This is a genomic window from Paenarthrobacter sp. NCHU4564 (genome assembly GCF_052156435.1).
Classification (GTDB): Bacteria; Actinomycetota; Actinomycetes; order Actinomycetales; family Micrococcaceae; genus Arthrobacter.
The window spans coordinates 14,582-32,753 of sequence record NZ_JBQLIS010000025.1 but is presented as its reverse complement, the minus strand read 5'-3'; the positions used below and the strand labels follow the sequence as shown (position 1 = coordinate 32,753).

Sequence of the window (18,172 nt, the reverse complement as noted above, 5' to 3'; positions counted from 1 at the left end):
TTCAAAACCCTTGAACGATCGTTCAAAGTGCTCTACTGTCTTTCTATGACCTACGACACACTCGTTCCTGGCTCTTAGCGAAAGCACCACCCACCTCCCGGCAACGTTTCAGTACGCAGGCCGGGATCGCGCCGCACCACACGACGGCCGCGCAGCAATACCCGCCCCACAGCAACGGCCCCACCAGGCGCAGCTGTGCCGTGCCCACATTCAGGGACGCGCGGGACGTCAACACCCCAGCCCACGCTCTCAGCCGGGCATTGGCACCCACTACCGAGGGAGAACCATGTCAACAACAGCATCCACGCTCTTCATCAACGGCTCATGGGAGGCGGCCGCCTCCGGTGCTTCACGGGAGATCCGCAATCCGGCAGACGGTGAAGTGGTCGCCACAGTGTCAGAAGGTGGCAAGGAAGACGCCGAACGCGCCATTGCCGCGGCCCGCGCCGCGTTCGACTCCGGAGTCTGGTCCGGAACACCTGCCCCGGAGCGCGGGACGTTCCTCTTGAAAGTGGCAGCGGGACTTCGCGAACACCGCGAAAAGTTCGCCCGTGCCGAGTCGCTGGACACGGGAAAGCGGATCGTGGAGAGCCGCATCGACATCGACGACATCGCAGCCTGCTTCGAGTACTTCGGCAGGCTTGCCGGCCAGCAACCGGGCCGCGTGGTTGACGCCGGGAATCCCGATATCGTCAGCAGGATTGCCTATGAACCCGTAGGCGTGTGCGGCCTCATCACGCCGTGGAACTACCCCCTGCTCCAGGCCGCATGGAAGATCGCCCCGGCCTTGGCGGCCGGCTGCACCTTCGTCCTCAAGCCGGCCGAATTGACTCCGTCCACCAGCATCCTATGCATGCAGCTCATGAAGGACCTGGGCCTGCCCGACGGCGTCGCGAACCTCGTCACCGGACCCGGCCGCAAGGTGGGCGCACCGCTGACGGAACATCCCGACGTCGACCTCGTCTCCTTCACCGGTGGCCTGGAAACCGGCAAGAGCATCGCCGCTGCCGCCGCCGCAACTGTCAAGAAGGTCGCGCTGGAACTCGGCGGCAAGAACCCCAACGTTGTCTTCGCTGACGCGGACTTCGATGCCGCCGTCGACAACGCCCTCAACGGCGCCTTCCTCCACTCAGGCCAGGTCTGCTCGGCAGGTGCCCGACTGGTGGTGGAGGAGTCCATCGCCGAACGCTTTGTGGACGAGCTGGTGCGCCGCGCCCAGGCGATCCGCTTGGGCGGCCCCTTCGACGAGGACGCCGAGACCGGTCCGCTGATCTCCGCAGACCACCGCGACAAGGTCCACGAGTACGTCCAGCGCGGCATCGCCGAAGGCGCGCGGCTGCGGACCGGCGGTTCCGCACCTGAAGGCGGAAAGTACGACGCCGGGTTCTACTACCAGCCGACCATCCTGGACCGCGTCACCCGGGGAATGTCCGTGGTCACCGATGAGGCGTTCGGCCCGGTGGTGACGGTGGAGACCTTCCGCACCGAGAACGAGGCCGTGGCCATCGCCAACGACACCATCTACGGACTGGCCGGTGCCGTCTGGACGCAGGACGCCGGAAAAGCACAGCGCGTGGCAGGCAGGCTGCGCCACGGCACGATCTGGATCAACGACTACCACCCCTACCTCCCCCAGGCGGAGTGGGGCGGGTTCGGCGCATCGGGAGTGGGCCGGGAGCTCGGCCCCACCGGACTGGCCGAGTATCAGGAAGCCAAGCACATCTACCAGAACACCAACCCCCAGGTCACTGGTTGGTTCGCTGACCACGGCAAGGAGAACTAGATGCACTTCGACAACATCGAGAACCTCGGCGAGCGCTCTTTCGACTACATCGTGATCGGCGGCGGGTCCGCCGGGGCAGCGGTAGCCGCCCGGCTGAGCGAGGATCCGGATGTCACGGTCGCGCTCGTTGAAGCAGGCCCGGACGACCGCAATCTGCCCGAAATCCTGCAGCTGGACCGCTGGATGGAACTCCTCGAATCAGGCTACGACTGGGACTACCCGATCGAACCGCAGGAAAACGGCAACTCCTTCATGCGCCACGCCCGTGCCAAGGTCATGGGCGGCTGCTCCAGCCACAACTCCTGCATCGCCTTCTGGGCTCCCCGCGAGGACCTGGATGAATGGGAATCCAAGTACGGGGCAACGGGATGGAACGCCGATGCCGCCTGGCCGCTGTACAAGCGCCTGGAAACCAACGAAGACGCCGGTCCGGATGCCCCGCACCACGGGGACTCGGGTCCTGTACACCTGATGAACGTCCCTCCCGCCGATCCCGCCGGCGTCGCACTGCTGGACGCCTGCGAACAGTCGGGCATACCCCGCGCGAAGTTCAACACGGGCGCCACGGTCATCAATGGAGCGAACTTCTTCCAGATCAACCGCCGGGCGGACGGCACGCGCTCCTCCAGCTCAGTGTCCTACATCCACCCGATTATCGACCGGCCCAACTTCACCCTCCTGACCGGTTTGAGGGCCCGGCAACTGGTGTTCGACACGGACAGGCGCTGCACCGGCGTCGATGTTGTGGACTCCGCTTTTGGCCGCACGCACCGGCTCTCCGTGAACCACGAGGTGATCCTGTCCACCGGCGCAATCGACTCCCCCAAGCTGCTCATGCTGTCCGGTATCGGCCCGGCCGCACACCTTGCCGAACACGGTATTGAAGCACTGGTGGACTCCCCCGGCGTGGGCGAAAACCTGCAGGACCACCCTGAGGGCCTGGTACAGTTCGAGGCCAAGCGGCCCATGGTGGAAACCTCCACCCAGTGGTGGGAGATCGGTATCTTCACGCCCACGGAGGATGGACTGGACCGCCCCGACCTCATGATGCATTACGGCTCGGTGCCGTTCGACATGAACACCCTCCGCCACGGCTACCCCACCACCGAGAACGGCTTCAGCCTCACCCCGAACGTCACGCACGCCCGCTCCCGCGGCACCGTGCGGCTGCGCAGCCGGGACTTCCGCGACAAGCCCATGGTGGATCCTCGCTACTTCACTGACCCTGAGGGCCACGACATGCGCGTGATGGTTGCCGGCATCCGCAAGGCCCGCGAGATCGCCGCCCAGCCAGCCATGGCTGAGTGGACGGGACGGGAACTCTCACCCGGCATCGATGCGCAAACCGACGAGGAGCTGCAGGACTACATCCGCAAGACCCACAACACGGTCTACCACCCGGTGGGGACCGTTCGGATGGGAGCGTACGACGACGACATGTCACCTTTGGATCCTGCGTTGCGGGTCAAGGGGGTCACCGGACTCCGGGTCGCCGATGCGTCCGTCATGCCGGAGCACGTGACCGTCAACCCCAACATCACCGTCATGATGATCGGCGAGCGCTGCGCCGACTTGATCAAGGCTGCACGTGGCGAGGCCAACGCTGCCGCCGCTACTACCGAAGAGGAGGAATTCACGCCGTCGTACGCCTGAGAAGGGTGCCCTCCGGGGCCCCTTCCATTGGGGGAAACCACCACAGCAAATCCTGATTCGCCGCGCCCCAGGGCGGCCGATCCCATCTTGCTTTTCTGATAAGGAGTCCATAGTGGAACCCAGCAAGAGTAATGATTCAAGCGGCATGGATGAGTTTGGCTATACGCAGACCCTGGACCGCAGCATTGGCAAGTTCGCCAGCTTTGCTGCCGGCGTCAGCTACATCTCCATCCTCACCGGTGTTTTTCAACTGTTCTATTTCGGCTTCTCCATGGCCGGCCCTGCCTATGCGTGGTCCTGGCCAATCGTCTTTGTCGGCCAGCTCATGGTGGCCCTCTGTTTTGCCGAGCTTGCGGGCCGATATCCCGTGGCCGGGTCTGTCTATAACTGGGCCAAGCGGCTGGCCTCGGGGACGTCGGCGTGGCTTGCCGGGTGGCTGTTGCTTCTCTCCTCCATCATGGCCCTGGGTTCTGTAGCACTGGCGCTGCAGATCACCCTCCCGCAACTCTGGTCCGGCTTCCAGATCGTGGGGGACGGAACCGGGCCGTTCGACTTCGCCATGAACGGTGTGGTTCTGGCGACGATCATGATCACCATCTCAACGCTGATCAACGCCTTCGGAGTGAAGCTCATGACGCGCATCAACAGCATCGGTGTCTTCGTTGAGCTGATTGCGGCCGTGCTGTTGATCCTTGCGCTTGGCTGGCATGTGGTGCGCGGTCCCGAGGTATTCTTCGATACCGCCGGCTTTGGAGAAGGCACCGACCTGGGCTTCTTCGGTGCCTTCCTTATCGCCGCCATGGCCTCCGGCTACGTGATGTACGGATTCGATACGGCCAGTTCCCTGGGCGAGGAGACGAAGGACCCCAAGAAAACGGCCCCCAAGGCCATCATCCGGGCCGTGACCGCCTCCTTCCTCCTGGGTGGGTTGATCCTGTTCTTCGGCATCCTTGCCGCACCGGACCTCACTGACCCCAAGGTTGGTGCGGCCGATGGCGGGCTCCAGTACATCGTCCTCAGCGTCCTGGGCGGCCCTTTTGGCAAGGCGTTCCTGGCGTGCATTGTGGTCGCTGTGATCGTCTGCACCCTGGCCGTCCATGCAGCGGCGATCCGCATGATGTTCGCCATGGCCCGGGACAACAACCTGCCCTTCAGCCGGCAGCTCAGCAAGGTTGATCCCGTCCGCCGCACCCCCACCGTGGCCGCCATCGTCATTGGAGTGCTTGCCATCCTCCCGTTGCTCATCAACGTCATGCAGCCCGCGATCTTCACCATCCTGTCCAGCATCAGCATCGTGCTGATCTACCTGTCCTACCTGCTGGTGACAGTACCCCTGCTGCGCAAACGGTTCCTGAAGAAGTGGCCCCTTGCCACCGCGGACGGCTCGGAGCCCGGGTTCAGCATGGGCAAGTGGGGGCTGCCGGTGAATATCCTGGCCGTGCTCTGGGGCGGCGCCATGACAATCAACTTGATCTGGCCGCGGCAGGAGATCTACAACTCCGTCCCGCCCTTCGAGTGGTACCTGCAGTGGGGCGGAGTGATCTTCGTGGCCGCCGTGACCGTGGGAGGCGCGCTGCTGTACCTGCTGAAGATCAGGCACCAGACGGGCGTTCTCGCCGAGCACGCCGCAGCGGTCGCGGCCCATCCCTCATCGGGTGAGGAGCCGCAGCCCGCAGGCCAGTCAGCAAACCCGCCCGCCGCCGTCGTGCCTTAACAACAAGTGCCCCGCCCCCAACTAGGTCGCAGAAGTGCGCGTTATGAGCCCTCATAACGCGCACAAATGCTACTTAGTTGGGGCGGGGCACTTGCGTGCTGCGGCTTAGGCGAAGTCGGAGACAGCCGGGTCCGGGCCGATACGGCCTTCGTCGCCACGGTCCAGGCCGTTGATGGCCTGGACGTCAGCGTCGTCCAGCTTCACGGAGAGGGCCGCGAAGTTTTCCTGGATGCGCGATTCGGTGACGGACTTGGGGATCACCACGTTGCCGATGGCCAGGTGCCAGGCGATAACCACCTGGGCAGGGGTGGCATGATGCTTTGCAGCAATCTCGGCGACCGTAGCGTTCTCGAGCAGCTCGCCGCCCTGGCCCAGCGGGGACCATGCCTGGGTCAGGATGCCCTTGGAAGCATTGAACTCACGCAGCTCGGACTGGTTGAAGAACGGGTGCAGCTCGATCTGGTTGATGGCCGGGACAACGCCGGTCTCATCGATGATGCGCTGCAGGCCTTCGATGGTGAAGTTGGAAACACCAATGGACTTGACGCGACCGCGCTTCTGCAGCTCGATCAGGGCCTTCCAGGTGTCCACGTATTTGTCCTGCTTGGGCTGCTGCCAGTGGATCAGGTACAGGTCCAGGGTCTCCAGGCCGAGGCGGTCCAGGGATTCCTCGAAGGCAGCAAGAGTGGACTCGTAGCCCTGGTCTGCGTTCCACAGCTTGGTGGTGATGAAGATGTCCTCAGCCGAGAGACCGGAGGAAGCAATGGCACGGCCGACGCCGGCCTCGTTGCCGTAGATCTTGGCGGTGTCGATGTGGCGGAAGCCGGCCTCGAATGCCTGGCGGACAACCTTTTCGGCTACATCGTCTTCAACCTGCCACACCCCGTAGCCGAGCTGGGGAATGGTGTTGCCGTCGTTGAAAGTAAGTGTTGGTGAGGAAGTCATGTCTGCCATCCTGCCAGCATGAAGTTGCTCAAAGCACCAAATATTACGAGAATCAGCTATCCGCTTAACTTATTGCCACAGGGGAATATCGGCGCGCGCTGGTAGTTGCTTACGCGCTATACCTTGAGGGCGAAGGGTTAGGGGTTGAGTTGGCGCTCGGCATCCGACACTTGCTCGAAAACCGACTCCGCACGCCGTCGGACGGACAACGCTCCTACCGGCACGGGGCCAACTGCCAGCCTGAGCATCGCAGCGGCTTCTGCCGTGGTGGCCAGTGAATTACCGGCCTTGGACAACGCGCGATGCACCCCTGCCAAGGAGCCGGGCACATCCAGGCCATCGCTGGGAGCGCGTTTCTGGGCCTCCACACAGACAGCCCTGACCCGCGGCAGCAGTTCGGCCAGCTGGTTGGCGACGTCCACAAGTTCTCCGTAGAGCTGGTCGTCATCCACGCCTTCAAGTACCTGGTGGTACCGGTCCAGGCCACGGTGAAAGCGGTCATGGGCCCGGCGCCAAAGCCCCTTGCCGAGCTCGAGATCGTCCTTCCGCCCTTGCCGGACGGCCCCAAAGAAACCCACGGATCAGCTCAGAGGTACTGGCCCGGACCGTGGTCGGGGTCCTCCGGGCGGGCCTGCTGTGCAGCCCCAGGTGCCGGAGCACGCTGGGGCTGGCCGTTCTCGCCGATGACAATGCCAGGGGCTATAACCGTGCCGGGCGGAAGCTGGCGCAGCTGCATTTGTGCGGCCGCGTGGCTCTGGGCCGCCTGCTGGGCGGCGATAGCCGCCTGGATGCCGTGGAACAAGCCTTCCAGCCAACCAACCAACTGTGCCTGGGCGATGCGCAGTTCCGCGTCGGACGGAGCCTTCTCCTCAGGGAAGGGAAGGCTGATGCGCTCAAGCTCCTCGATGAGCTCGGGAGCCAGCCCGTCCTCGAGTTCCTTGATGGAGCGTTCGTGAATTTCAGCCAGCCGGCCACGCGCGGCATCATCCAATGGCGCGCTTTTGACCTCTTCCAGCAACTGCCGGACCATGGTGCCGATCCGCATGACCTTCGCGGGCTCGTCAACAAGTTCCTGAAGCTTGGTTCCCCTGGGCTTGGTTTCTTCCACCGACGTTTCCTGCGGGGCCGGGCCGGCGCCGGAGGTGGCAGTGTCCTGGTCCAGGGTTGTCCCCTCTACAGGCGTGTCGTCCGAAGCCGCAACCTCAGGCTGGGTGTTGTTCAGATCGCTCATGCGTTTCATACTCTCACGTGGTTCACGCCAGCCGGCCGCCGGGGCCGGATTTTGGACTTCGTTCGTAGCGAAACCCGCATCCGGACCCGGTCAGCAGCATCTGCCCTGCGGATTGGTGTCCTGGCGGTCCATCCGGTCCCGCCAGAACTCGCGTTCAGTCATGGCAGGACCGGAATGTCCGGTGTTCTCGAAATGCTCCAAGTACTTCTGGTAGGCGTCCGCACCCATCAAGGCGCGCATGTACGCGGAGAAGTCCTTCAAGCCCTTCGTGATTGCGTTCATCAGTGGTGTGCTGCCTTCTGGAGGCGCTTTTCCGGCGGCAGGGCGTTCCACTGGGCCAGCAGTTCCTTCTCCGCCGGGCTGGCAATCAAACCTGCGGGTGCATAGACCTTGGATGGCACTGCCGTGTCTTCGTGGTCGTGGCCTCCACCCGTACGGAAAGCCCGCACAGTGGCCAGGATGGCAGTCACAATCACGATGATGCTCAGGGTCACGAAGATGACCGAGAGGACGCCCTGGATCATGGTGTTGCGGACCACGGCTTCCATGGCAGCCACGGTCTTCGCGGTTCCGAACTCGGTCTTCCCTTCTGCCAGTGCCTTGCTGAACGCGGCGTTGTTGGCGAAGTAGCCTACAGCTGGAACGGAGGAGAAGATCTTGTGGAAACTCGCCGTAATGGTCACTACGGCTGCAAAAGCCAGCGGGACTGCCGGGATCCACAGGTAACGGAACGCTCCGCGCTTGGCCGCGATGGCCAGGCATACTGCCAGGGCAATGGCCGCCAGCAACTGGTTGGCAATACCAAACAGCGGGAACAGCGTATTGATGCCACCCAGGGGGTCCGTGACGCCCATGAGCAGTACCGCTCCCCAGGCACCGACCATGATGGCGGTGCACAGCCAGGCACCCGGGCGCCAGGAGGCTTCCTTGAACTTGGGGATGAAGTTGCCGATCGAGTCCTGCAGCATGAAGCGCGCAACGCGTGTGCCGGCGTCCACTGCGGTCAGGATAAACAGTGCCTCGAACATGATCGCGAAGTGGTACCAGAACGCCATCATGCCCGGGCCGCCGATGAACTGCTGCATGATGTGCGCCAGGCCGACAGCCAGGGTCGGGGCACCGCCTGAGCGGGAGATGATGCTTTCCTCCCCTACGTCCGTGGCAGTCTGGGCCAGGACATCGGGAGTGATGTTGACGTTGGCCAGCCCGAGGCTGTTCACCCACTGGGCAGCCGATTCCACGGTGCCGCCCGTGAGGGCCAGTGGTGCGTTCATGGCGAAGTAGATGCCCCGGTCAATCGAGATCGCCGCAACCAGCGCCATGATGGCCACGAAGGACTCCATGAGCATGCCGCCATACCCGATGAACCGAGTCTGCCGTTCCTTCTCGATCAGCTTGGGCGTGGTGCCGGAGGAAATGAGGGCGTGGAAGCCGGACAACGCACCACACGCGATGGTCACGAAAAGGAACGGGAACAGTGCACCGGAGAAGACGGGACCGTTCTCCCGGCTGGCAAACTCACTGAACGCAGGAACGTTGATCTCCGGGCGGACCACGATGATGGCCACTGCCAGCATCACGATCACGCCGATCTTCATGAACGTGGACAGGTAGTCACGCGGAGCAAGGAGCAGCCAGACGGGCAGGATCGCGGCGATGAAACCGTAGACGATGATGCCCCATGCGATCGTGACCTTATCCAGGTGGAAGAACGCCGCACCCCATTCCGTCCCGGCCACGGCACCGCCGCCGATGATGGCTGCCATCAGCAGGACGAAGCCAATGATGGAAACCTCCATCACCTTGCCCGGACGAATGAAGCGCAGGTACACACCCATGAACAGCGCAATCGGAATGGTCATGCCCACGGAGAACACACCCCACGGGCTCTCACCCAGGGCGTTGACAACCACCAGGGCCAGGATGGCCACGATGATGATCATGATCAGCAAGGTGGCGATCAGGGCGGCGGTGCCGCCAATGACGCCAAGTTCCTCGCGGGCCATCTGGCCCAGCGACCGGCCGCCGCGCCGCATCGAGAAGAACATCACCAGATAGTCCTGCACGGCACCGGCAAGAACGACGCCGATAATGATCCAGATAGTGCCCGGGAGGTAGCCCATCTGGGCCGCGATGACCGGACCCACCAGCGGACCCGCCCCTGCAATGGCCGCGAAATGATGGCCGAAGAGGACGTTCCGGTCCGTGCGGACATAGTCCTTGCCGTCGGCCTTGTACTCGGCCGGGGTAGCCCTGCGGTCATCGGGCTTGAGGAGGTACCGCTCAATCACCTTGGAATAGAACCGGTAGCCGATCAGGTACGTACAGACGGCCGCGAAAACGAACCAAATGGCATTGACCGTCTCTCCCCGGACCAGGGCCAGCATGACCCACGCAACGCCGCCCAGCAGGGCAATTGCTATCCAGAGTCCGATCTTGGCCGGGGTCCATTTGCGGTCCTCGGCCTCAAGGACGGAATCGTCCACGGCCGGTGGCGGCAGGCTTGGGTCCAGCCCTTCCGCCGTAATGGCCTTGCCAGGGATCTTGTCCATGTCTCCTCCTTGAGAGCTGCGGGTGGGTGCTTCATGCACCCTAGCAACGCGCACGGACAGGAAAGAAGGACCCACGCCAACCACCGCCTAACACGCGGTAAACGGTTGCTCCCGTGCGGCAGGCGTGTGCGGCAGCGGTATCCCGGGCCACGGTCACGGGAAGTCAGGACTGGGCCCGAGCCTGCACCATCCGTGCTTCGCACAAGTCAAGCCAGCGGACTTCCGCCTCCGCCTGGAAGATCAGGGAATCAAGGACCAAAAGCATCGCGGTATCTGCGGTTTTGGGATGTGTGGACAAGCTCTTCCGTGCCAGCGTGTGCTCCTGGAGGGCCCGGACGGAAACCTCACGCTGGGACTGGATCACGGCCGACGCATCCACCCCCGGCAAGGTAACGGCGAGCGCCAGCTTGATCGCGATTTCGTTCCGGGGCGGATTGCCCCGCTCCACGGCCCCCGCAAACCAGTCCCCGACTGCCTCAACCCCCGCGTCGGTGATGCTGTAGACCACGTGCCCGCCGCCGTCGTCGCCGTCCTTGCTGACCAGGCCGTCGCGCTCGAGCCGGTCCAGTGTCGTATAGACCTGGCCGATGTTCAGTGGCCAGGCGGCGCCAGTACGGTCCTCGAATTCCACGCGCAACTCATAGCCATACCGGGGCCGGTCCTGCAGCAGGGCCAGCAAACTGTGCCGGATGGACATGAGCCTCCTTCCTCGTGGGCGTGCGCGGTCAGGCGAGCAGCAGGACCTTCCCTACGTGCTCGCCGGAGTCGAAGTATTCATGGGCTTCCCGTACCTGGTCCAGGGGAAAAGTCCTGGCTACCAGCGGCTTGATCCGGCCATCGGCGAGCATGGGCCACACGGACTCCCGCACTGCGGACATGATGATGCCCTTTTCCGCGACGGGACGCGGACGCAGCGCCGTTCCGATAACTGCCGCGCGCTTGCTGAGCAGTTGGCCAAGGTTGATCTCCGCAGTGGTGCCGCCCTGCAGCCCGATGACGATCAGCCTGCCGTAGTCGGCGAGCGCATCAAGGTTCTGCTGGAGGTACTTGGCGCCCACGACGTCGAGGATCACGTCAGCGCCCCGCCCGCCGTTTTGTGCCTTGAGGCTCTCCGGAAAGTTCTCCTCGGAGTAGTTGATCGCGATGTCGGCACCGAGGAAGGCCTTGGCGGTGCCTGCCTTCTCGTCAGTGCCGGCAGTGGCGGCAACGTTGGCGCCGTAGGCCTTGGCGAGTTGGATGGCCATGGTTCCGATGCCGCCCGTGGCTCCGTGGACCAGGACGGTCTCACCGGGCTGCAGTTGCGCGGTCATGATGAGGTTGGAGTACACGGTTGCCGCGGTCTCGGGCAGGGACGCGGCCGTGATGAGGTCGACGCCTTCGGGCAGGCGAAGCACCTGTTCGGCGGGAACAGCCACTTGCTGTGCGTAGCCGCCTCCGGCGAGCAGCGCTACGACTTTGTCGCCGAGGGAGAATGCCTTGGTCACGCCGGGCCCGAACGCGGCGATGCGCCCGGAGACTTCCAGCCCCGGAATGTCGGACGCGCCGGGAGGCGGCGGGTAGAAGCCGCGGCGTTGCTGCACGTCAGCGCGGTTCAGGCCGGCAGCTACGACGTCGATCAGCACCTCGCCCTCGCCGGGCACCGGAGCCGGTACGTCCCGGACCTCAAGGACCTCAGGTCCGCCCGGTTCTGAGATGTAGACGGCTTTCATGACGAACTCCCGGTTTCTTGCTGGTCCTGCAGGGCCGGGGCGGGGCCTGCGGGACGTGATGTTTTGGTAGAGCCAACTCCCTATGAAACACTACTAGGCAGGGAAGGTTGTCCGAGCGGCCTAAGGAGCTGGTCTTGAAAACCAGTGTGCGGTAACCCCGTACCAAGGGTTCAAATCCCTTACCTTCCGCAAGGCAAATGCCCGGGTCCATGGACCCGGGCATTTTTTGTTGAAAAAGTGTCAGAGCCCCCGCATAGTGTTCTTCGTGTCTCCACCACTACACCATCAGCCGCGGAGTATGCCGCGGCCTGACTACAGGAGCTCTGCACATGCCTACGCCTGATATCACTGCCGGTTCACCGTGTTGGATCGATCTGATGACGTCCGATCCTGAGAAAGCGAAATCCTTCTACAACGCGCTCTTCGGCTGGACCTACGAGACTGGAGACCAGGAAAAGTACGGCGGCTACATCACTGCTTCCAAGGACGGAAAGCTCGTAGCCGGAATCATGCAGAAGCAGGAAGACATGGGCGCCATGCCTGACCTCTGGTCCACCTACCTGCGTACGGATGACATCAAGGCCACCACTGAGGCTGCCGCCGCGAACGGGGGCCAGATCTTCCTGGAGCCGATGGAGGTTCCGGAGCAGGGCAGCATGGCCATGTATGGAGACTCTTCAGGAGCCTCCGTCGGAGCCTGGCAATTCGGAGAGATGAAGGGCTATGAGGTCGCAGCAGAGCCCGGCACGCCGGCCTGGCACGAACTGTTGTCCAAGGACTACGAGTCGGCGGTGTCGTTCTACCAGAACGTCTTCGGCTGGCAAACGGAGGTCATGAGTGACACCCCGGAATTCCGGTATACGACGCTGGGCGCCGGAGACAATGCCAAGGCCGGCATCATGGACGCCTCCGGTTTCCTCCCGGAGCAGGTCCCGTCCATGTGGAGCGTCTATTTCGCTGTCGAGGAAACGGACGCCACCGTGGAGAAGGCACTGGCTTTGGGCGCCACGGTCACCCAAGCTGCCGAGGACACACCGTTCGGACGTTTGGCCACGCTGACGGACCCGACGGGTGCCGTGTTCAAGGTGATCCAGGACCTGGGTCCCACGCCTTAGACTTTGATTTTCGGGTCGCGTCGGCCGCCACCTACCCAAGGGCGGCCGGCACGGTCTGCCCGTTGCCGATCCTGGGGGATCGTTCGGCACGGGTGCCTGTATCCGGTCCCTCATCGACCGACCACGTGTGCCGGATCTCAGTCCGGACCGATGTGGTCCTTCTGGGGAACGAGGACCGGAAATGCTCCACCTTTCACAAACCATCAAAGCCGCAGCCGTGCTGGGCGCTGCCGCTTTGGCGCTGGCAGGCTGTGCCTTCATCAGCAGCGGGGATGCCAAAAGAGACGAGTCGGGCCGGCCGACGGAGACCTCGATTGCGGACGCTTTCAAGGTCAAGGTGGGCGATTGCATCGCCGAGCCCGACGGCACCGAAGTCAAGGACGTAGCCGTCATCCCCTGCGGACAGAGCCACGATCTTGAGGCTTACGCCGCCAAGAACATCGTGGCCGACGCCTATCCCGGCCAGTCCGAGGTGGAGGCTCAGTCCGAGGATTTCTGTGGAGCCGAGTTCGCCACGTTCGTAGGCCTGCCCTTCGACCAATCGTCCCTGGAACTGACGTACTTCTACCCCACCAGTGAGACCTGGAAGGCCAACGACCGCGAGATCGTCTGCCTCATCGGTGGTGCCGCAGGGGAACCAACCACTGGTTCCTTGAAGGGGGCCGCCAAGTAAGTTTCACTTGGCCGCCTGTCAGGCGGTGACCAGCCGGTGGCCTGCCGGTGACCGGAGCAACCCCCCGGCCACCGGCGCGCCATCCCCTATTCATCCGTTCGTGTTCAGCTATGCCCGAGGCAGCTTTACCCGGGAGTAACTTCCGGTACATCGTCCACTTCACAAGACAGTGGGCGCCGTCCATGGAGCCCCACAGGGCTCACTAATGAAAGTTAGAGCGGATGCACCAAAAGCACTGGAAACTATTGGCGGGGACCATCCTGTCAGCGGGATTGATAGCGGCCCCGCTGACGGCGGTCCCGGCCATCGCAGCCGATGAACCGGCGGCCGGCACGTCGCCGGTGGTCATCAACGAGGCCTACTTGAGCGGAGGCAGCAGCGGGGCTGCGTTCAAGAACAAGTTCGTAGAGCTCTACAACTCCTCGGATACGCCGGTCAGCCTGGCCGGCTGGTCCCTGCAATACCGATCGGCGACGGGATCGGGAGCCCCCACCGGCATCACCGCCCTGGCTGGCACGATCCCGGCCAAGGGCCACTTCCTGATCCAGGGCGCTACGAACAACGGCACGTCCACTGCTCCTGCCCTGCCCGCGGCGGACGTCCAGGCCAGCGGCACCCTGAACCCGAGTGGCACGGCGGGAACCTTGATCCTCGCCAAGCAGCCAACAGCCGTCTCTCCGCTGGCCGCAGGCTCCGTGACGGGCGACGCCGCCATCGCGGACCTCCTCGGCTACGGTACGTCCAATACGTTCGAAGCGGCGCCGGCCCAGGCTCCGTCCGGGAACACGGACGTGCGGAGCCTTAACCGCACCAACGGCGTGGATACCGACTCCAACGCCGCCGATTTCAGCCTGAACGCCACCATCACGCCCACGGCGGCTGGAGGCAGCGGAACGCCCTCGGATCCACAGCCCGAACCTGGCACCAGGACCATCGCGGAAATCCAGGGCACGGGCGCAGCCAGCCCCTTCGTCGGTGCCACGGTGACCACCCGTGGCAAGGTCACCGCGGTCTACGCCACCGGCGGTTTCAACGGCTACTACGTCCAGACCCCCGGAACCGGCGGCGACGGCAGCGGGGCGGCCAGGACGGCGTCGGACGCTTTGTTCGTCTACTCCCCCACGATGGCGGGTTCCGTCCATCAGGGCGAGTATCTGGAACTGACCGGTCCCGTGAGCGAATTCGCCAAACAGACCCAGATCACGGTGGAAGCTGCCGGGCTGAAGAAGCTCACGGAAGCCGCACCCGAAGTGAAAGCCACGCCGTTCGCGCTGCCGGCCAATGACGCCGCGCGCGAGGCTTTCGAAGGCATGCTCGTGGCGCCCGAAGGCAATTTCACGGTCACCGACAACTACTCGTTGAACCAGTACGGCGAAATCGGCCTCGCTGCCGGGACGTCACCTTTGGTACAGCCGACGGCGGTAGCCGCCTACGGTTCGGCGGAATATGCGGCGGTGGTGGCCGACAACGCGATGCGCGGGATCAAGCTCGACGACGGCGCCTCCACCAACTTCCTCAAGGACGCCACCACCAAGGCCCAGCAGCTCCCGTACCTCACCACCACGGATCCTGTCCGGGTGGGCTCACCGGCAAACTTCACCACCAACGTGATCCTGGGCTACGGCAACAACGCCTGGAAGTTTCAGCCGCTCACTGCACTGACTCCGGCCAACGCCGACACAGTCCAACCGGCGACGTTCACCGCCAGCCGCCCCGAGGGTCCGGCAGATGTTGGCGGCACGCTGAAGTTGGCGTCCTTCAACGTGTTGAACTACTTCCCCACCACCGGCGACCAGCTCAGTGGCTGCGTGTTCTACACCGACCGGGAAGGCAACCCGATCACGGTCAAGGAAGGCTGCAACGCGCGAGGTGCTGCCAACGCTGAGAACTTCGAGCGCCAGCAGGCCAAGATCGTCGCAGCCATCGCCAAGTCCGGCGCCGACGTCGTGTCCCTCGAAGAGATCGAGAATTCTGCGCAGTTGGGCAAGAACCGCGATGATGCCCTGTCCAAGCTGGTGGACGCCCTCAACGCCCAAACGCCGGGAATCTGGGACTACGTGCGGACACCGGCCAACGCCCCGCCACTCAGCGACGAAGACATGATCCGCACGGCGTTCATCTACAAGAAGGCCAACGCCGAACCTGTGGGCGAATCCATTATCCACAATGACACTGTGGCTTTCGCGAGCGCGCGCAAGCCACTGGCCCAGGTCTTCAAGCCGGTGGGCGCGGCCGATGACAAGAAGTTCATCGCAATCGTCAACCACTTCAAATCCAAGGGATCAGCGGCCACTCCGGACGACACGGACAAGGGCCAGGGTGCGTCCAACATTGCCCGCACCAAGCAGGCCGAATCGCTGCTCGCCTTCTCCAAGGACCTCCAGGCTTCCAAAGGCACAGACAAGGTGTTCCTGATCGGCGACTTCAACGCCTACGCCAAGGAAGACCCCATCAACGTCCTCACTGGTGCCGGTTACGTGGACCTGGAGGCGGGAACCAACAAGCACTCCTACCTGTTCGGTGGAATGGTCGGTTCCCTGGACCACATCCTGGCTTCCCCCGCTGCGCACAAGACCGTGACGGGAACCGACATTTGGAACATCAACTCCGTGGAGTCCGTGGCGCTGGAGTACAGCCGGTATAACAACAATGTGACCAACTATTATGCTCCGGACGAGTTCCGGGCCAGCGACCACGATCCTGTGGTGGTGGGCCTCAACCTGGCTCCGGACGCACCGGCAACCGTTGACCTGCAGTTCCTGGGCATCAACGATTTCCACGGCCGGATCGACACCAACACCGTGCTGTTCGCGGGGACCGTTGAGAAACTCCGTGCTGCGGCAGCTCCTGGCGCCACGGCCTTTATCTCGGCAGGTGACAACATCGGGGCGTCCCTCTTCGCCTCCTCGGTCGCCAAGGACCAGCCCACCATCGATGTCCTGAACGCGCTTGAACTCCAGGCCTCAGCAGTGGGCAACCACGAGTTCGACGGCGGCTGGGCTGATCTGCGCGACCGCGTTGTCGCAGGGGGCAACAACGCCACGTTCGCCTACCTCGGTGCCAACGTCTACCAAAAGGGCACCACTACCCCGGTCCTGCCGGAGTACAAGGTCCTGGACATGAACGGCCTCCGGGTGGCCGTCATTGGCACGGTCACCCCGGAGGTGCCCACCCTTGTCACGCCCGCAGGCATCGCGGATCTGGATTTCGGTGATCCGGTGGACGCCATCAACCGCGTTGCGGCCAGGATCAAGGCTGACAACGCCGCCGACCTGATCATCGTCGAAAACCACGACGGCGCAGCCTCCGGAACACCGGAAGGCGCCACCCTGGAACAGGAAGTCGAGGCCGGCGGACCATTTGCCAAGCTGGTCAACGAGACCACTCCCGACGTTGCCGCGATCTTCACCGGGCACACGCACAAGGAATACGCCTGGGATGCTCCCATCCTGGACAGCAACGGCCAGCCAACCGGCAAGACCCGTCCGATCGTCCAGACCGGAAACTACGGCGAAAACGTTGGCACCGTGACCCTGACGGTGGACACTGCTTCCAAGTCCGTGACGGCGTATAAGGCAGCCGTCGTGGACAGGACAACCGAAACGGCAGAAAGCCTCGTCGCCGCCTACCCGCGCGTCGCCGCGGTCAGGACGATTGTTGACAAGGCACTGGCCAATGCTGCAGAAATCGGCAACCAGCCCGTGGGTGCAGTGACCGCTGATATCACCACAGCCTTCACCCCTGATCCGGCCGGCGGTGCCCCCAAGCGCGACGACCGCGCGAACGAATCCACCCTTGGCAACCTCGTGGCGGACTCCCTGGTGGACACGCTCAAAGCACCGGAACTGGGCGGGGCGGAGATCGGCGTCGTCAATCCGGGCGGTCTCCGGAACGAGCTCTACTACGCACCCGACGGCACCATTACGTACGCAGAGGCCAACGCCGTGCTGCCGTTCGTGAACAACCTCTGGACCACGTCACTGACCGGTGCCCAGTTCAAGACCCTGCTGGAACAGCAATGGCAGACCAACCCGGACGGCACCATCCCCAGCCGCCCCTACCAGCAATTGGGCCTCTCCAAGAACGTCAACTACACCTACGACGCTTCCCGCCCTGCCGGTGACCGCATTACCGGCATCCGGATCGACGGCGAGGTCATTGATCCGGCCAGGCAGTACAGGATCGGGACGTTCAGTTTCCTCGCCACCGGCGGTGACAACTTCCGGATCTTCAAGGAAGGCAGCAACACGAAAGACACCGGACTGGTGGACCGCGACGCCTGGATCAAGTACCTCCAGGGGAACAATCCGGTCTCTCCGGACTTCGCGCGACGTTCCGTGGCCGTGGCCAACTCCACCGCGGCGGAAGTCAAGGCCGGCGACGCCATCGCCCTGGCCGTCTCCAAGCTGGACCTGACCTCCATCGGCAGCCCGGCCAACAAGACCCTCAAGGCTGTCTTCATCGACGCGAAGGGCGCCAACACAGCCCTCGGCGATGTGCCGGTATCCGGGGGTGCCGCGGTGGTCGACCTCAAGGTTCCAGCCTCGGCAGCTGCAGGACCGGGCACGCTGGTGCTGACCGCCGTCGAGTCCGGGACCGTAGTGAAAACGCAGGTCACGGTGGCTGACAGCGGACCCACCCAGCCCCAGTGCACGGCTCCGGTCAAGCCCACCAAGTGGTACGACGTCGTGGGATGGTTGAAGTACGCCATCGCGTGGCTTGAATACCAGCGGTGCCTGAGGGGCTAGCCGCTCCCCCGCCGTCGTCATGCCCCCAAGCCCGGCTTGGGGGCATGAC

At 63.8% G+C, this 18,172-nt stretch carries 13 protein-coding genes and 1 tRNA gene; 7 read left to right on the top strand and 7 right to left on the bottom strand.

The window, feature by feature from the left end; genetic code table 11:
* Nucleotides 1-286: 286 nt before the first annotated feature.
* From ACSVIE_RS19010 to ACSVIE_RS19000, 3 genes are all read left to right on the top strand, one after another.
* Complete coding sequence (locus tag ACSVIE_RS19010) at nt 287-1,783, top strand: aldehyde dehydrogenase family protein (protein ID WP_442424853.1); 1,497 nt, start codon at nt 287-289, stop codon at nt 1,781-1,783.
* Nucleotides 1,784-3,436 (top strand): GMC family oxidoreductase, encoded by a 1,653-nt coding sequence (locus tag ACSVIE_RS19005; protein ID WP_442424852.1) that lies wholly within the window; start codon nt 1,784-1,786, stop codon nt 3,434-3,436. It begins immediately after the preceding gene.
* Between the two features lie 145 nt (nt 3,437-3,581).
* Entirely contained in the window at nt 3,582-5,150 is a 1,569-nt protein-coding gene (locus ACSVIE_RS19000; protein ID WP_442424871.1) for an APC family permease, read from the top strand.
* Nucleotides 5,151-5,255: 105 nt separating this feature from the next.
* Here ACSVIE_RS19000 and ACSVIE_RS18995 read toward each other — a convergent pair whose 3' ends face one another.
* The 7 genes from ACSVIE_RS18995 to ACSVIE_RS18965 all read right to left on the bottom strand — a co-directional run bounded on the left by ACSVIE_RS18995 (nt 5,256) and on the right by ACSVIE_RS18965 (nt 11,587).
* Nucleotides 5,256-6,095: an aldo/keto reductase gene (locus ACSVIE_RS18995; protein ID WP_442424851.1), complete on the bottom strand. Its 840-nt coding sequence runs from the start codon at nt 6,093-6,095 to the stop codon at nt 5,256-5,258.
* 137 nt (nt 6,096-6,232) lie between these two features.
* A complete protein-coding gene (locus ACSVIE_RS18990; RefSeq protein WP_426006034.1) occupies nt 6,233-6,673 on the bottom strand; it encodes a hypothetical protein in 441 nt (146 codons plus the stop codon).
* A gap of 8 nt (nt 6,674-6,681) precedes the next feature.
* Entirely contained in the window at nt 6,682-7,326 is a 645-nt protein-coding gene (locus ACSVIE_RS18985; RefSeq protein WP_442424850.1) for a bacterial proteasome activator family protein, read from the bottom strand.
* A gap of 90 nt (nt 7,327-7,416) precedes the next feature.
* The gene (locus tag ACSVIE_RS18980) at nt 7,417-7,608 is read right to left on the bottom strand and encodes a YbdD/YjiX family protein (protein WP_426006032.1); all 192 of its coding nucleotides are present in this window, start codon (nt 7,606-7,608) and stop codon (nt 7,417-7,419) included.
* Nucleotides 7,608-9,878: a carbon starvation CstA family protein gene (locus ACSVIE_RS18975; RefSeq protein ID WP_442424849.1), complete on the bottom strand. Its 2,271-nt coding sequence runs from the start codon at nt 9,876-9,878 to the stop codon at nt 7,608-7,610. The genes ACSVIE_RS18980 and ACSVIE_RS18975 overlap by 1 nt, the downstream gene beginning before the upstream one ends.
* A 163-nt stretch (nt 9,879-10,041) precedes the next feature.
* Nucleotides 10,042-10,575, bottom strand: coding sequence for a PadR family transcriptional regulator (locus tag ACSVIE_RS18970; protein WP_426006030.1), 534 nt, complete (start codon nt 10,573-10,575; stop codon nt 10,042-10,044).
* A 28-nt stretch (nt 10,576-10,603) separates the two neighbouring features.
* Entirely contained in the window at nt 10,604-11,587 is a 984-nt protein-coding gene (locus tag ACSVIE_RS18965; protein ID WP_426006029.1) for an NAD(P)H-quinone oxidoreductase, read from the bottom strand.
* Between the two features lie 101 nt (nt 11,588-11,688).
* Between ACSVIE_RS18965 and ACSVIE_RS18960 the strand changes: the two genes are divergently transcribed.
* From ACSVIE_RS18960 to ACSVIE_RS18945, 4 genes are all read left to right on the top strand, one after another.
* Nucleotides 11,689-11,776: transfer RNA gene (locus ACSVIE_RS18960), tRNA-Ser, on the top strand.
* A 140-nt stretch (nt 11,777-11,916) separates the two neighbouring features.
* Entirely contained in the window at nt 11,917-12,702 is a 786-nt protein-coding gene (locus tag ACSVIE_RS18955; protein WP_442424848.1) for a VOC family protein, read from the top strand.
* 181 nt (nt 12,703-12,883) lie between these two features.
* A complete protein-coding gene (locus ACSVIE_RS18950; protein ID WP_426006027.1) occupies nt 12,884-13,375 on the top strand; it encodes a septum formation family protein in 492 nt (163 codons plus the stop codon).
* 221 nt (nt 13,376-13,596) lie between these two features.
* A complete protein-coding gene (locus ACSVIE_RS18945; RefSeq protein WP_442424847.1) occupies nt 13,597-18,123 on the top strand; it encodes an ExeM/NucH family extracellular endonuclease in 4,527 nt (1,508 codons plus the stop codon).
* Nucleotides 18,124-18,172: the final 49 nt, after the last annotated feature.

Excerpts from the sequence above, each read along its gene's own strand:
- ACSVIE_RS18995 (WP_442424851.1), bottom strand. The coding sequence starts at position 6,095 with ATGACTTCCTCACCAACACTTACTTTCAACGACGGCAACACCATTCCC.
- ACSVIE_RS18965 (WP_426006029.1), bottom strand. The coding sequence starts at position 11,587 with ATGAAAGCCGTCTACATCTCAGAACCGGGCGGACCTGAGGTCCTTGAG.
- ACSVIE_RS18970 (WP_426006030.1), bottom strand. The coding sequence starts at position 10,575 with ATGTCCATCCGGCACAGTTTGCTGGCCCTGCTGCAGGACCGGCCCCGG.
- ACSVIE_RS18945 (WP_442424847.1), top strand. The coding sequence starts at position 13,597 with ATGCACCAAAAGCACTGGAAACTATTGGCGGGGACCATCCTGTCAGCG.
- ACSVIE_RS18980 (WP_426006032.1), bottom strand. The coding sequence starts at position 7,608 with ATGAACGCAATCACGAAGGGCTTGAAGGACTTCTCCGCGTACATGCGC.
- ACSVIE_RS18975 (WP_442424849.1), bottom strand. The coding sequence starts at position 9,878 with ATGGACAAGATCCCTGGCAAGGCCATTACGGCGGAAGGGCTGGACCCA.
- ACSVIE_RS18950 (WP_426006027.1), top strand. The coding sequence starts at position 12,884 with ATGCTCCACCTTTCACAAACCATCAAAGCCGCAGCCGTGCTGGGCGCT.
- ACSVIE_RS19010 (WP_442424853.1), top strand. The coding sequence starts at position 287 with ATGTCAACAACAGCATCCACGCTCTTCATCAACGGCTCATGGGAGGCG.
- ACSVIE_RS18985 (WP_442424850.1), bottom strand. The coding sequence starts at position 7,326 with ATGAGCGATCTGAACAACACCCAGCCTGAGGTTGCGGCTTCGGACGAC.
- ACSVIE_RS19000 (WP_442424871.1), top strand. The coding sequence starts at position 3,582 with ATGGATGAGTTTGGCTATACGCAGACCCTGGACCGCAGCATTGGCAAG.
- ACSVIE_RS19005 (WP_442424852.1), top strand. The coding sequence starts at position 1,784 with ATGCACTTCGACAACATCGAGAACCTCGGCGAGCGCTCTTTCGACTAC.
- ACSVIE_RS18955 (WP_442424848.1), top strand. The coding sequence starts at position 11,917 with ATGCCTACGCCTGATATCACTGCCGGTTCACCGTGTTGGATCGATCTG.